We start from the raw sequence: 12658 nt of genomic DNA, 5'->3' as shown, positions 1-12658 counted from the left end.
TCCCTGTCAACATAGGAGCAATACGATGTCGTCGGATGGGGAGGCAGATGCCGGCCAAAAGACTTACCACCACGGGGATCTGCGTCGCGCGATCATCGAAACGGCACTCGATACGCTGCAGGAGCAGCAGGGCTGGCAGTTCACGTTGCGCGAAATCGCGCGGCGAGCGAACGTCAGCCATTCCGCGCCGTACCGGCATTTCCCGGACAAGGCCGCGCTGCTGCACGAGCTCGCGCTGATCGGTTTCGATCGCCTGCACGACGATCTCGTCGCGTCCGTCGATCATGCGGCCGACGCACCGGACGTCCTGCTGGCGCTCGCCCATGCCCATCTCGCGTTCGGGCAACGCAACCCGGATCTGTATCGACTGATGTTTGCCGCGGATGCCGGAGAGCCTTCGGATATCCATCTCGACCCGCGCGTGCAGGCGCCGTTCCTGCTGGTCGTCGAGATCCTCGAACACGGGCAGCGTGCCGGCACGATTCGCCCGCGCCCGGCGCTGGGTCAGGCAACCGCGTGCTGGGCGCACCTCCATGGCCTGACGATGCTCGCGATCGACGGGCGATTGGTGCGCGAGAAGGTCGGCGATCACGCGATCGAAGACGCGCTGACGACGTTGCTGGACGGACTCTTGCTGCCTGAGAAGCGCGCACGGGCGACCAAAGGGAAAAAGACTTGACCTTGAACTTCACTTAAAGGTTATGGTTTGCGTCGGCAGCGTATCGAGGCCATGGTATGAACACTGCCATCCGACAATCCGGCGGCGCGTCGAAGACGTCCGCCCGTGGCCGGTCACAAGGAAACCGCATCGTGAGCAAGCGCATCCTTCACGTCGTCAGCAATGTCGCGCACTACGCCGATCCGTCGCAACCGACCGGCCTGTGGCTGTCCGAACTCACCCATGCCCATCACATCTTCGCGGCGAGGGGTTACGAGCAGCAGCTCGTGAGCCCGAAAGGCGGCGTGTCGCCGCTGGAGCCGCGCTCGCTCAAATGGCCGCACGCCGACGCCGCGTCGAAGGCATGGCGCGCCGACAAGGCGAACGAGGCGCTGCTCGCGCACACCGCGCGCCCGGACGAGATCGATCCGGGCGAGTTCGACGCGATCTACTTCACCGGCGGCCACGCGGTGATGTGGGACTACCCCGACGATGCGGGACTGCAGCGGCTCACGCGCGAGATCTACGAGCACGGCGGCGTCGTGTCGTCGGTCTGCCACGGCTACTGCGGGCTGCTGAATACGAAGCTGTCGGACGGTGCGCTGCTGGTCGCCGGGCGCCGGATCACCGGCTACTCGTGGATGGAGGAAATCCTGGCCGGCGTCGCGAAGAAGGTGCCGTACAACGTCGAACAGCAGATGCGGCAGCGTGGCGCGCGCTACGAGAAGGCACTGCTGCCGTTCACGTCCTACGTCGTCGTCGACGGCCGCATCGTGACCGGCCAGAATCCGCAATCGGCGAAGGCCACGGCCGAACAGGTCGTCGCGCTGCTGTCACGCGGCGCGCCGGCGCACGCCTAACGGGCGGTCGTCCGGCGCGGCGCCGGTTGGTCGCCGAGGTCGGAGGCGGCAGCATCGCCCGTGCGCGCCGCATGCGCTGACGGCATGCGCGACCGCAGTCTTTTCGCGTGGGTCGCGCAATCGACCGTACCGGATTTCTCGCCGATCCCCGCGATCAGCGCAACGACGTGCGCCTTGCTGCGCGCGAGCCGTGCCTCCAATGCCTCGATGTCCTGCACCTTGCGGCACAGTGCATCCAGCAACGGCCCACATTGCCACTGCGCGAGGTCGGACGGAACCAGCGTGCGAATCTCGTCCAGACTGAAGTCCGCTCTCTGGGCAGCCGCGATCAGATCGAGCACCGTCACCGCTTCCTGCGGATAGGCGCGATAGCCGTTCGCTTCGCGTTCGACCAGCGTCAACAAGCCGATGCGTTCGTAGAAGCGGATGCGCGAAGGCGCCAGCCCGGTGCGTTGCGCCAGTTCTCCGATCTTCATGGTCCGATACTCCCCGGCCGGGACGAATCCGGCCATTCATACCAACGCGACAGCCGGCAGTCTCCTCGGGTTGATTCGCAATCCGATCTTTATCGTGACCTGTCCGACGACAGGATTCGTATTCAAATCACGTCGAAACGCACTCCCGCGTGGCGAACGAGACGGTCGATAAAACGCCGGTCGAACATCGTCGCGGGCGTCCAGAAACCGCCGCCGCGCCCGGTCTTCACGCCATCGCGGCTGCAATCGAGCGCGAGGCTGATGGCGGCCTGCCCGAGCATCTTGCCGGTGGAGCCATAACCGGGATCGCGATCGCCGGTGACTTTCACGCGCAAGGTTCGCCCGTCGTCGGTGCGGCCGAAAAAGCGCAAATCGTAGCGACCGGCCTGCTGGGCGTCGACGCTCGGCCCCTCGCCCGGCTTCGGCAGCAGGAAGCGCTCCATCAGGCCGCGCACCGGCCCGATGAGGACACCGACCATGAACGCACCCAGGCCCGCCACCATCGCCAGCGCGGTCACGCGCCCCTTCAGGCCCGTGCCCGTCATCACGGCTTCGTCGTAGGTAAAGCGGCTGCCGTACGCATTGCCCGCCAGCGCATTGGAGCGGTGCACGACGCGCTCGTTGATCGCCGCCATCACGAACGGCGCGATCCACGCGTCGCAGTCGCGATCGAATTCGGCGGATCGAACCGCATGCTGCCGCACCGTGAAGCCATGGCCTTGCGGGCACAGCGAATAGGGATCGAGGAGTGCCCGGCGCAATGCCGGATCGGCCGCCGCTTCGCGCACGACGTTGATCACGCTGGCCACGGTGCCGCCCGACGCCCCGCCCTTCAGCGTTTTGACGCGCATCTTCACGTGAGCGGCCGGCACGCCCCACTGCTGGCGCGCCTGTTGCTGCAGGAAGAAAACGCCCATGTCCGAAAGCACCGAGTCGAAGCCGCAGCAATGTACGATACGCGCGCCCGATTGGCGGGCCACGGGCTCGTACCTGTCGATCATCCGTCTGATCCACTGCGTCTCGCCGGTGAGATCGCAGTAGTCGGTGCCGGTCTGCGCACAGACCCTGACCAGCGGCTCGCCGTACAGCGCGTAGGGGCCGACGGTGGACACCACCACCCGCGTTTGCGCGCACAGCGCCCGCAGCTGCGCTTCGTCGGCCGCGTCGGCGACGATGATCGGCACGGATGGCCCGGCCGCGCCGAGCGTGTCCCTGATCTGCCTGAGCTTCGCGTCGGACCGGCCCGCGATCGCCCAGCGCAGCGTCTCACCGACGCCCGCGCCGGACAGATAATCGGACAGATAGCGGGCCAGGATCTGCCCGACGAAACTGGTGGCGCCGAATACGACGAGATCGTAGGTCGGTTGGGGCATGGACGATTCCTTCGGCGCGCGCGTGTCGCACGCATCCGTATCGTTAGCGTGGCTTTCGGGGTTCATCGAAGCTCGTCAACGGCGTCGGCAAATTCAGGACCAACTGCGCATCCTTGACCACGTCGAGACGCAGGATGGTGGATGCGCCGAGCCCGTCGAGCAACTGGCTCAGCGGCCCGCCGTGCCGCACGAGCTCGACGTTGCGCGGCAACAGGCGCTGCGCGAACGACAGCATGTTGGTCTGCACCGACGACTGATGCCATGCGCCGTCGATGCAGTTGACCATCGTCGTCGTGCCCATGTGCGATTGCGACGGAACGTCGGTCAGCGTGGGCAGCGGCACGCTCAGGCTCAGGTCCGGCCGCCCGCCGGGGCCGGCGATACGCGCGCGCGCCGTGGCGTCGATATGCACGTCGATATCCGCGAGCCACTTGGGCAACTGATAGCCGTGCACGCCGCGCACCCGCGCGATTTCAGTCGTGACCGGCAACGCCAGCACGTGTGCGAAGAAATTTCGGCGCCGCATCGAGTCGACCAGCTCGAGCGCGTGCGAGCCTTTCGCGCCGGGCTGGCGGATCACCACCGCGACGGACACTTCGTCGTACGGGTCGTTGTCGCACACCGAATACGAGAAAAACGTCAGCGCGACGAGCCCGCGTCCGGGGAGTGCTCGAAGCGGTTCGAGCGGTACCGGGAGCATGGTTCGCAGGCGATCGAGCGGCGCAAGGAACAGCAGCTGAATGCTGCTGGAGCGATAGTAGAAATTCGGTGCCCATGTCGGACCGACCCGCGACGCTACCTGACGCTTCGGAATCCGGCGGAAAAAATCGATGTTCCCCGCGGCGGGGTCGCGCGCCACCGCGTCGAGGTCCGGATTCATCCGGAACCGGTCGTAGTACCCACCCTCGGGCACGTCGACCGTATGCGGCCCGAATTCGACCTGTGTAAAGCGCCTGTCCATGTTCGTTGCCTCCCGTCGAGGGTCGATCCTGGCAGGCAACACCGCAAGCCTGCCGATTCACTGTCGTCGGCAAGCACTCTAAGCTTTAAGTCAACTTTAAGGTCAAGGCACCGAATAGAGGGATAAGTCTGGAGGGATAAGTCTGACTGCGGTTGCGCGGCTTTCCGGCAGGTCATTTGGCCTTCGTCCGGCTCCCCTTGCCGCGGATCGGCACCACGCCGTGATCGCGCAGCCGCTCCATCACCCATCGTGTGCGCTCGGCACAGTCCAGTTCGGTCGGCCGATTCCGGATACTGTCGATCGCGACGAGCAGCTGCGCCTTGTTTTCCTTGAGGCGCTTCTGCATCGCCTCGATCTCGGCGATCTTCCGTTCGAGTGCCGCGACCAGCCCGTCGTGCTGCCAGTTGCCCGCTTTCACCGGCAGCAGATGACGGATCTGTTCGAGCGAGAACCCCGCGCGCTGCGCGCTCGAAATGATCTCGAGCATCCACACCGCATCCTCGGCGTAATCGCGATAGCCGTTCGCGCTGCGTTCGACGGCCGTGATGAGCCCTTCAGCCTCGTAAAAGCGGATCCGTGATGCCGAAAGACCGCTCAGCTTCGCGAGCTCCCCGATTCGCATACCTGCCTCGCCTGCTCATTGACATTAAACCTGACTTTAAACCTAGAGTTGTGGTGTCGCCAAGCCGGACGGACGGCCGATGCCGCCCGACATGCCGCGCCGGCCTGGCGATCGCGGCAACCGCAAGCACGCCACGAATCGATATCGCCCACCGAACAGGAGCCGACATGGGATACGTCACCACGAAAGATGGGGTCGACATTTTCTACAAGGACTGGGGTCCGCGCGACGCCCAGGTCATCTTCTTTCATCATGGCTGGCCGCTCAGCGCCGACGACTGGGACGCGCAGATGCTGTTCTTCCTCGCTCAGGGCTACCGCGTGATCGCGCACGACCGTCGCGGCCACGGACGCTCCAGCCAGGTCTGGGACGGTCATGACATGGATCACTACGCGGACGACGTCGCCGCGGTCGTGAATCATCTCGGCGTGCAGGGTGCCGTCCACGTCGGCCATTCCACCGGCGGCGGCGAAGTCATTCACTACGTCGCGCGTCATGGCGAAGATCGCGTCGCCAAGGCCGTGCTGATCAGCGCCGTGCCGCCGTTGATGGTCAAGACCGACAGCAACCCCGGCGGTCTGCCCAAAGACGTATTCGACAACCTCCAGGCGCAGCTCGCGGCGAACCGCGCGCAGTTCTACTACGACGTGCCGGCCGGCCCGTTCTACGGCTACAACCGCGCGGGCTCGACACCGTCGCAGGGCGTCATCTGGAACTGGTGGCGGCAAGGCATGATGGGCAGCGCGAAAGCTCACTACGACGGCATCGTCGCGTTTTCGCAGACCGACTTCACCGAAGACCTGAAACGCACCACGATTCCCGTTCTCGTGATGCACGGCGACGACGACCAGATCGTTCCGTATGCGGATTCCGGTCTCCTGTCGGCGAAGCTGGCGCGCAACAGCACGCTGAAGGTCTACGCGGGTTTCCCGCACGGGATGCCCACGTCCAACGCCGACACGATCAACGCCGATCTGCTCGCGTTCATCCGCAGCTGAACGCGGCGGATGCCGGCACGGCCTTCAGCCTGAACGCAGGTTGAAGGCCGCATGGAACGGCTGGCACACGCAGCTAGCGGGTTCCATGAGGAAAATCGGGCACCGCCTCGCCGATCGACGCCAGATCCGCAGCCATCGCACCGGCCACTTTCCGCGCCGCGGGACGCGCGGTCACCCGCTCGCGCCACGCGAGCAGGTTGGGCGTTTCTTCAGTCATCGTTAAAGACGCTTTATCGATCGGGCGACGATCGCGTTGGCTTATAGTGCGCAGTACCCATTCAACGAGGAGAACAGCAATGAAACTGCAGGCCAGCGGTCCGTTCGAAGTGAAGCTCAATCCGGAACCCCTGAGTCACGTCGCGGAAAACAGCGGGCTTGGCCGCATGTCGCTGGACAAGCATTTTCACGGCGACCTGGAAGCCGTCAGCCACGGAGAAATGCTCGCGTTTCGCAGCAGCGTCCAGGGTTCGGCCGGCTACGTGGCGATGGAGACCGTCGAAGGCGTGCTCGGCGGACGCAAGGGCAGCTTCGTCCTGCAGCACAGCTCGACGATGACGCGCGGGCAGCCGGTGCAGTCGATCACGGTCGTGCCCGATTCCGGCACGGACGAATTGCTCGGGCTCTCCGGCTCGATGCTCATCGACATCGACAACGGCCAGCATGCGTACCGCTTCGACTACGCATTGCCCGACGCGCCGCAATAAGCGCGCACGTCACGCGAGCGCCGCTTCGCGCAAGCGAAACTGCGCGACGGCCGCGCTCAGCCGCGCGCCCTGTTCGTCGAGCGACAGCGCCGCGGCCGCCGCCTCCTCGACCAGCGCGGCATTGCGCTGCATCGTCTGTTCCATCTGGATCACCGCGGCGTTCACCTGCTCGATGCCCGACGACTGCTCGTCGAATGCCTGACTCGTTTCGCTCATGATCGCGTTGACGCGCTCGACCGCCGCGACGAGCTCGGTCATCGCCGAGCCGGCCCGCGCGACGAGGCCGCTGCCGTCTTCGACGCGTCGCGCGGAATGGCCGATCAGGTCGCGAATTTCCTTCGCTGCCGCGGCGCAGCGTTGCGCCAGCCCGCGCACCTCGGTCGCGACGACCGCGAAACCGCGCCCCTGCTCGCCCGCGCGCGCGGCTTCCACGGCGGCGTTCAACGCGAGGATGTTCGTCTGGAACGCGATGCTTTCGATCACGCCGACGATGCCGGAGATGCGCGTGGAGCTCTGCGAAATTTCCGACATCGTCTCGACGACGCGCTGCATCGCTTCGCCGCCGCGCGACGCGATACCGGCCGCGCCCTCGACGTACGTGCGCGCGTCGCGTGCGTTGTCCGCGTTCTGCCGCACGGCCGCCGTCAGTTGCTCGACGCTCGCGGCCGCCTGCTGCAGCGACACGGCCTGCTGCTCGGTGCGCGCGGACAGGTCGACGTTGCCGCTCGCGATCGTGCGCACGTCGCCGACGATCGTCTCGGTGCTCGCGCGCACCTGGCTCACGGTATCGACGAGGCCGTCCTGCATCCGCTTCAGCGCATTCAGCAGATACGCCATTTCATTCTCGCCCGGCACGACGACGGTGCCGGTCAGGTCGCCTTTCGAGATTTTCTCGAACTGGTCGACCGCGACGTTGATCGGCTCGATGATCGCCTTCGCGAGCACGCGCTGCGCCACGAAGCCGACGACGAGCGCCAGCGCCGCGACCGCCCCCATCCCCCACACGATCCGGTGGAACTGCACGCCGGCCGCATCGTAGCGGGCCTTCTGGCGCGTGACCTGGAATGCTTCGAGCGCGTCGATCGCCGCCTGATAGGCGGCGAACAGCGCCGGCGGCGCGGTGCGCTGCGTGTCGAGGAAGTTGAATGCGTCGTCGCCGTCGAGCTGCGACAGCGCCTTCAGGAACACGCTGTCGAGCAGCGTGCGACGCCGGCTCTGCAGCGTGTCGAACAGCGCCTGCTCGCTCGCGTCGCGCGCGTGCAGACGCGTGTACGCGTCCAGTTCGTCGTTGCTCTGCTTGAGCAGCGTGTGGAGTTGCGCGACTTCGTCCTTCGCCGGCTGGCCGGCACTGATGATCTGCGCGACGTCGCTCATGCGTTCGCGCAGCACGAGCATCCGCTCGGAGCTGGTCTTCAGGTGCAGCAGCGACGCGGTATCGTCGCGGTACATCGCCTCGAGCGAACCGTTACCCGTGTAGAGGGCGGCGATGCAGGCACCGACCACCAGCACGAGCAGCACGGTATAGCCGGCGATGGTCGCGACGAGACCACCACGGATAGTGAGTTGTTTTCGCATGACGTTCCCTTGAGCCGGCCGGCACGGCCAGCGGCGGAGGTGAATTCCGGAACACGAACGACGCGGGCCGTCGCGCAATACGCACGCGGCGCGGGGCTGCGAACGGGTTAACGGCGCAGGGAACGGGCGGCTTTTATCCGTACGCGACGCGAATCTTGACGATTGCGACAGAGGGAAACCGGAAGCAGCGCGGCCAGCCGCCGTCGCCGCGCGTGGCGTGCGTCTCGTCGGCCGACAGGTCGCGACGATGCGTGGCGCTCCGCCAAACGTTTCCCCACGCATCCTTCACCATCGCCCGCCGGTCGCTTCCGTGCATCGCGTCACGCGTCGGTCTCGTAACACAGGCCGTATTCGCCGTTCGTTCGCCTGACGCGCGCGAACCCGGCTTCGCCCAGATGCATGCCGGCGATCAGCAGCCCTTCCGCGCTGACCCGGTCCAGCAGCCACGAACGCGTCGTCGCCGCCTGCGACGCATCCTGATCGAACGCAATCGACACGTCCGGCCGCTTGATCTGGATGTGCGGAAAATGCACGACGTCGCCCCACACGAGCAAGCCCCGGTCGCCGGATTCGAGCAGGTATCCGGTATGTCCGTCGGTATGCCCCGGTAGCGGTACGGCCGAGATTCCGGGAAGCACCTCGCCGGCATCGAAGGTCCGGAGCGCGTCGCGGTAAGCGTCGAATATCTGGCGTGCGATCCGGAAATTGCCGCGGGCGCGCTCGCTGGCGCGGCTCAGGTTGCCGTCGTCCCGCCAGAATTCGACCTCGCGTCGATGCGCGACCAGCTCCGCATTCGGGAACGCAACGTGTCCGGCGGCGTTCACCAGGCCGCCGACATGGTCGGGGTGGGCGTGGGTGAGCAGGACGGTGTCGATCGCGGCGGCGTCGATGCCGGCGAGCCGCAAATTGTCCATCAGGCGGCCGCCCCATTGCCTGATGCCGCCGGCCCCTGCATCGACGAGGATCGTGCGGCCCGCGCCGCGCACCACGTAGCAATTGATGTGCACGGCGGACGGCTCCCGCTGCCCGGCCGCGCGCTGCATCGCGGTAGCGTCGGATACGTCGATATTCGACAGGAAATCGAGGCTGGCTGTGAGGTAGCCGTCGCTGATCGCGGTGATCGTGAAATCCCCGACACGCTGGCCGGGAAACGTAACGTCGGACATCGTGCTTCTCCGCGACGGCTAGTTTCGGGCGTGAATGTTCGGCGCGGCATGACCGAAGCAACGGATGCGCGCCGTCAGGCCCGTGCGGTCAACGATGGCGTGATCGAGCGCCTCCATGAACGCGTTCATGACCGCGGGCGGGCGAAACGCCGCGTCGCGATACTGGATTTCCGCGAACACGGGATGCCCGCATCCATGCCGAACCGCCACGTAAATCACGTGGACGTTCCCGACTTTCGCCTGAAGGACATCCGTACAGAGTTCGACGCAGTCGGCGGACAATTCGGCGAGGCACGCGTCGGGCGGCATGCGCTCGGCATCGATATGGAAAGTCACGTCAGGCATCGCGAGCCTGCTTCGTCAGTTGCGCGGTCATCGGTGCGTACAGGTCGAGGCCGGCCGGCACGTTCCCGGCAAGCGGGGCGTCGCTGCGCGGCAGGACCGCGAGCCAGCGGCGCGCCGGACACTGCGCCAGCGCCACGGCCTGCATGGCGAGCGGCTTCAGGCCCAGCCCGATCAGCGCGTCCGGCCCGCTCGCGCTCAGCACGAGCAGTTCGTCGGCGTCGACTGCCGGCGCACGACCGATATCGCCGTACAGATTGCGGTGCCAGTCGGTGATGTGCGGCTGCCACCGTGCGAAATTGCCGCCGCCCTTCTGCCGATATTCGTCGCCCGTCAGCACATCGAGACCGTCGATCGTGTGAACGGCCAGATAGACGGGGCAACCGGCGCCGATCGCCCTGAAGCGCTGCGACGTGTGAAAACCGGTCACCGAGATGAGGGCCGGCAGTTTCTCGAGGCTGTAGAAGTCGTTCCATTCGGCTTCGCTGGCAGGGTCGGCGAAGCTGCATTCCACGGTATAGATCATCGGGTTGTCCTTCGTGACGGATGCGCATCCTGCGCTTCGAATGCGGGATATTCAGTGCAGTGACGTAATGCTAATCTGCCGTTTCCCGCGCAGATATCGACTTAAATTCAGCCTTCAGTGATATTTGATCAAGCTGATGGTCGAACGCGCACTCATCGACGAGACCCCGATGCGACGCAAGATCCCGAGCAATTCCGCGCTCCTGGCCTTCGAGGCGGCGGCCCGACACGGCAGCTTCGCCCGCGCCGCCGACGAGCTGGCCCGCACCGAAGGCGCCGTCAGTCGCCAGATCGGCCGGCTGGAGGCGTTCCTCGGCGTGACGCTGTTCGAGCGCGTCGGCAACCGGGTGCGGCTGGCGCCCAACGGCACGCGATACGCGGTGCAGGTGCGCGAGATCCTCGATCGGCTGGAGCGGGACAGCCTGTATCTGATGGGGCAGCCCGCGGAAGGCGCGAGCATCGACATCGCCGCGATCCCGACCTTCGCGACCCGCTGGCTGATTCCGCGGCTGAAGCGCTTTCAGGATCGCCATCCGAACATCACCGTGCATATCGCCGAACGGATGGAACCCTTCCTGCTGGCCGGCAGCGGGTTCGACGCGGCCATTCATTTCGCGCATCCGGCGTGGGCCGGCGTGCATCTGCATCCGCTGCTGGAGGAGGTGCTGGTGCCCGTCTGCAGCCCGGCGCTGCTCGACGGCGTGGGCGCGAATCCGTCGCTGGACGCGCTGCCGCGCCTTCACCGGCGGCAGAATCCGGATGCGTGGCAGCGCTATGCCGACGAGACCGGCATCGCGCTGAGCAATCCGGCGGTCGGCCCGCGCTACGATCTGCACTCGATGCTGATCGAGGCCGCGCTGGCCGGCCTCGGTGTCGCACTGGTGCCGCGCCTTTACATCGGGACCGAGCTTGAACAAGGGCGGCTGGTCGCGCCCTGGCCGGACGGCCAGGCGGTGACGAAAAACTTCTGCCTCGTGCTGCCCGAGCCGGTCGAATTGAGCGCGGCGCCGGTGCGGGCGTTCGCGGAGTGGTTGCTTGGCGAGGCGCAAGGTTTGGCGCGTTGATGCCGTGCCTGTCGTTCATCGCAACACGAATCAGACAAATCCTTCACAGACGATGCAGACGGAAATCGAAGCACCCGGGCCTGACGGCCCACTCAAAGGCACGCTGTTGTCTCCGGCGGCAGGCGATGTTCCCGTCGTGCTGATCGTGCCGGGATCGGGTCCGACCGACCGCAACGGCAACAATCCCTACGGTATTCAGGCATCGACCTATCGTTTGCTTGCCGAAGGATTGCTCGAGCGAGGCATCGCGTCGGTTCGCATCGACAAGCGCGGCCTGTACGGCAGCGCGTCGGCGGTCGCGGATGCGGACGACGTCACGATCGACGACTACGCGGCTGACGTCCGCGCGTGGGTGGCGGCCATCCGGGCGCGGACCGGTGCACGCCACGTATGGGTGCTGGGGCATAGCGAGGGAGGATGGGTCGCGTTGTCGGCGGCGCGGCAAGCCGCCGGCATCCGTGGCCTGATCCTCGTGTCCACGCCGGGACGGCCGCTCGGACAGGTATTGGCGCAGCAACTGCGGTCGAACCCCGCGAATGCCGCCGTTCTGGGCAACGCGCTGTCGATACTCGCATCGCTCGAAGCCGGGAAGACGGTCGATGCGGCCGCGATCGATCCCGCGCTGATGCCGTTGTTCAGGCCGCAGGTTCAGCGATTCCTGATGAGCGAACTGGCGATCGATCCGGCCGCGCTCCTGGCCGGCTATACGAAGCCGGTGCTGATCGTGCAGGGCGCGCGCGATATTCAGGTGGGCGTGCAGGACGCGCAACGGTTGAAGGACGCGAGTCCAGGCGCGAGGCTGACGATCGTCGCCAATGCCAATCATGTGCTCAAGACCGTTCACACGGACACGCTCGACGACAACCTGGCCGCCTATGCGAACCCGGATCTTCCTTTGGCAAGCGGTGTGGTGGAAGCCATTGGGGCGTTCGTTCAGGCATCGCCAGACGATCGGTGCGCGCGCCACGCGTTTCCGCAACAAAAAACGGAGCGATGATCCACATGATTCGATTCCGGGTTCGACCGGCTTATCACAGTAGCGATCTGCTGCTCGAAATACTCGACGACCATCGTGCAGCCGACTTTCCCGACGTCGCCGCCATGCTCCGGGATGCGCTGCATTCCGTCCGGCTCGCGCATCCGGACGGCCTCGACGATCCGCAGATCGCCGGGTCGCAGGACCGCTATTTCAGCTATTGGTCGTATGCCCGCGGCCACTATGAAATCGACGACGATCTCTGGGGATGGTGCGGGACCGCGCCGGTCAACAATCGGGCCATCGTCGCTGACATCGAACAGGCGGCTGCTGGCGACCGGACGATTCGTCAAGGAAG

The 12658-nt window shown here is 65.9% G+C and carries 16 protein-coding genes; 6 read left to right on the top strand and 10 right to left on the bottom strand.

The genetic code is table 11. The annotated features are described in order from the left end of the window. Window positions 1–25: 25 nt before the first annotated feature. Window positions 26–679 (top strand): TetR/AcrR family transcriptional regulator, encoded by a 654-nt coding sequence (locus HWX62_RS00800; RefSeq protein ID WP_175931363.1) that lies wholly within the window; start codon window positions 26–28, stop codon window positions 677–679. Between the two features lie 131 nt (window positions 680–810). After that, window positions 811–1518 carry a type 1 glutamine amidotransferase domain-containing protein gene (locus HWX62_RS00795; protein WP_175931362.1) on the top strand — a complete coding sequence of 236 codons (708 nt, stop codon included), beginning with the start codon at window positions 811–813 and terminating at the stop codon, window positions 1516–1518. On the opposite strand, the gene HWX62_RS00790 is transcribed toward HWX62_RS00795, so the two are convergent. The 4 genes from HWX62_RS00790 to HWX62_RS00775 form a co-directional block, all read right to left on the bottom strand. Beyond that, a complete protein-coding gene (locus tag HWX62_RS00790; protein ID WP_175931410.1) occupies window positions 1515–1994 on the bottom strand; it encodes a MerR family transcriptional regulator in 480 nt (159 codons plus the stop codon). The genes HWX62_RS00795 and HWX62_RS00790 overlap by 4 nt on opposite strands. Before the next feature lie 122 nt (window positions 1995–2116). Beyond that, window positions 2117–3367, bottom strand: a complete 1251-nt coding sequence (locus tag HWX62_RS00785; RefSeq protein WP_175931361.1) for a saccharopine dehydrogenase NADP-binding domain-containing protein — start codon at window positions 3365–3367, stop codon at window positions 2117–2119. A gap of 43 nt (window positions 3368–3410) precedes the next feature. After that, window positions 3411–4328, bottom strand: a complete 918-nt coding sequence (locus tag HWX62_RS00780; protein ID WP_175931360.1) for an acetoacetate decarboxylase family protein — start codon at window positions 4326–4328, stop codon at window positions 3411–3413. Between the two features lie 172 nt (window positions 4329–4500). Continuing rightward, window positions 4501–4950 (bottom strand): MerR family transcriptional regulator, encoded by a 450-nt coding sequence (locus HWX62_RS00775; protein WP_175931359.1) that lies wholly within the window; start codon window positions 4948–4950, stop codon window positions 4501–4503. Between the two features lie 167 nt (window positions 4951–5117). On the opposite strand from HWX62_RS00775, the gene HWX62_RS00770 reads away from it, so the two are divergent. After that, entirely contained in the window at window positions 5118–5948 is an 831-nt protein-coding gene (locus HWX62_RS00770) for an alpha/beta hydrolase (RefSeq protein WP_175931358.1), read from the top strand. A gap of 73 nt (window positions 5949–6021) precedes the next feature. Here HWX62_RS00770 and HWX62_RS00765 read toward each other — a convergent pair whose 3' ends face one another. Next, window positions 6022–6165 carry a hypothetical protein gene (locus tag HWX62_RS00765; protein ID WP_244135910.1) on the bottom strand — a complete coding sequence of 48 codons (144 nt, stop codon included), beginning with the start codon at window positions 6163–6165 and terminating at the stop codon, window positions 6022–6024. A 79-nt stretch (window positions 6166–6244) separates the two neighbouring features. Here HWX62_RS00765 and HWX62_RS00760 point away from each other — a divergent pair, with 79 nt between their 5' ends. Further along, the gene (locus tag HWX62_RS00760; RefSeq protein WP_175931357.1) at window positions 6245–6652 is read left to right on the top strand and encodes a DUF3224 domain-containing protein; all 408 of its coding nucleotides are present in this window, start codon (window positions 6245–6247) and stop codon (window positions 6650–6652) included. Between the two features lie 9 nt (window positions 6653–6661). On the opposite strand, the gene HWX62_RS00755 is transcribed toward HWX62_RS00760, so the two are convergent. The 4 genes from HWX62_RS00755 to HWX62_RS00740 all read right to left on the bottom strand — a co-directional run bounded on the left by HWX62_RS00755 (window position 6662) and on the right by HWX62_RS00740 (window position 10261). After that, window positions 6662–8227, bottom strand: a complete 1566-nt coding sequence (locus HWX62_RS00755) for a methyl-accepting chemotaxis protein (protein ID WP_175931356.1) — start codon at window positions 8225–8227, stop codon at window positions 6662–6664. 320 nt (window positions 8228–8547) lie between these two features. Then, the gene (locus tag HWX62_RS00750; RefSeq protein WP_175931355.1) at window positions 8548–9393 is read right to left on the bottom strand and encodes an MBL fold metallo-hydrolase; all 846 of its coding nucleotides are present in this window, start codon (window positions 9391–9393) and stop codon (window positions 8548–8550) included. A gap of 18 nt (window positions 9394–9411) precedes the next feature. Then, window positions 9412–9738: a hypothetical protein gene (locus tag HWX62_RS00745; RefSeq protein WP_175931354.1), complete on the bottom strand. Its 327-nt coding sequence runs from the start codon at window positions 9736–9738 to the stop codon at window positions 9412–9414. Further along, entirely contained in the window at window positions 9731–10261 is a 531-nt protein-coding gene (locus HWX62_RS00740; protein WP_175931353.1) for a sugar ABC transporter, read from the bottom strand. Before HWX62_RS00740 ends, HWX62_RS00745 begins: the two co-directional genes overlap by 8 nt. Window positions 10262–10430: 169 nt before the next feature. On the opposite strand from HWX62_RS00740, the gene HWX62_RS00735 reads away from it, so the two are divergent. Together HWX62_RS00735 and HWX62_RS00730 are read left to right on the top strand one after the other, a co-directional pair. Continuing rightward, a complete protein-coding gene (locus HWX62_RS00735) occupies window positions 10431–11324 on the top strand; it encodes a LysR substrate-binding domain-containing protein (RefSeq protein WP_175931409.1) in 894 nt (297 codons plus the stop codon). A 52-nt stretch (window positions 11325–11376) separates the two neighbouring features. After that, entirely contained in the window at window positions 11377–12321 is a 945-nt protein-coding gene (locus tag HWX62_RS00730; RefSeq protein ID WP_175931408.1) for an alpha/beta fold hydrolase, read from the top strand. Here HWX62_RS00730 and HWX62_RS32945 read toward each other — a convergent pair. Further along, window positions 12258–12653 (bottom strand): hypothetical protein, encoded by a 396-nt coding sequence (locus tag HWX62_RS32945; protein WP_244135908.1) that lies wholly within the window; start codon window positions 12651–12653, stop codon window positions 12258–12260. The two genes, HWX62_RS00730 and HWX62_RS32945, sit on opposite strands and share 64 nt — an antisense overlap. Window positions 12654–12658 lie beyond the last annotated feature (5 nt).

The sequence above is a fragment of the Burkholderia sp. BCC0506 genome, from assembly GCF_902833145.1.
Classification (GTDB): Bacteria; Pseudomonadota; Gammaproteobacteria; order Burkholderiales; family Burkholderiaceae; genus Burkholderia.
The sequence above is the reverse complement of the archived record's forward strand: the minus strand, read 5'-3'. Positions and strand labels throughout refer to the sequence as shown.

Excerpts from the sequence above, each read along its gene's own strand:
- HWX62_RS00800 (WP_175931363.1), top strand. The coding sequence starts at position 26 with ATGTCGTCGGATGGGGAGGCAGATGCCGGCCAAAAGACTTACCACCAC.
- HWX62_RS00790 (WP_175931410.1), bottom strand. The coding sequence starts at position 1,994 with ATGAAGATCGGAGAACTGGCGCAACGCACCGGGCTGGCGCCTTCGCGC.
- HWX62_RS00785 (WP_175931361.1), bottom strand. The coding sequence starts at position 3,367 with ATGCCCCAACCGACCTACGATCTCGTCGTATTCGGCGCCACCAGTTTC.
- HWX62_RS00780 (WP_175931360.1), bottom strand. The coding sequence starts at position 4,328 with ATGGACAGGCGCTTTACACAGGTCGAATTCGGGCCGCATACGGTCGAC.
- HWX62_RS00775 (WP_175931359.1), bottom strand. The coding sequence starts at position 4,950 with ATGCGAATCGGGGAGCTCGCGAAGCTGAGCGGTCTTTCGGCATCACGG.
- HWX62_RS00770 (WP_175931358.1), top strand. The coding sequence starts at position 5,118 with ATGGGATACGTCACCACGAAAGATGGGGTCGACATTTTCTACAAGGAC.
- HWX62_RS00765 (WP_244135910.1), bottom strand. The coding sequence starts at position 6,165 with ATGACTGAAGAAACGCCCAACCTGCTCGCGTGGCGCGAGCGGGTGACC.
- HWX62_RS00760 (WP_175931357.1), top strand. The coding sequence starts at position 6,245 with ATGAAACTGCAGGCCAGCGGTCCGTTCGAAGTGAAGCTCAATCCGGAA.
- HWX62_RS00755 (WP_175931356.1), bottom strand. The coding sequence starts at position 8,227 with ATGCGAAAACAACTCACTATCCGTGGTGGTCTCGTCGCGACCATCGCC.
- HWX62_RS00750 (WP_175931355.1), bottom strand. The coding sequence starts at position 9,393 with ATGTCCGACGTTACGTTTCCCGGCCAGCGTGTCGGGGATTTCACGATC.
- HWX62_RS00745 (WP_175931354.1), bottom strand. The coding sequence starts at position 9,738 with ATGCCTGACGTGACTTTCCATATCGATGCCGAGCGCATGCCGCCCGAC.
- HWX62_RS00740 (WP_175931353.1), bottom strand. The coding sequence starts at position 10,261 with ATGATCTATACCGTGGAATGCAGCTTCGCCGACCCTGCCAGCGAAGCC.
- HWX62_RS00735 (WP_175931409.1), top strand. The coding sequence starts at position 10,431 with ATGCGACGCAAGATCCCGAGCAATTCCGCGCTCCTGGCCTTCGAGGCG.
- HWX62_RS00730 (WP_175931408.1), top strand. The coding sequence starts at position 11,377 with ATGCAGACGGAAATCGAAGCACCCGGGCCTGACGGCCCACTCAAAGGC.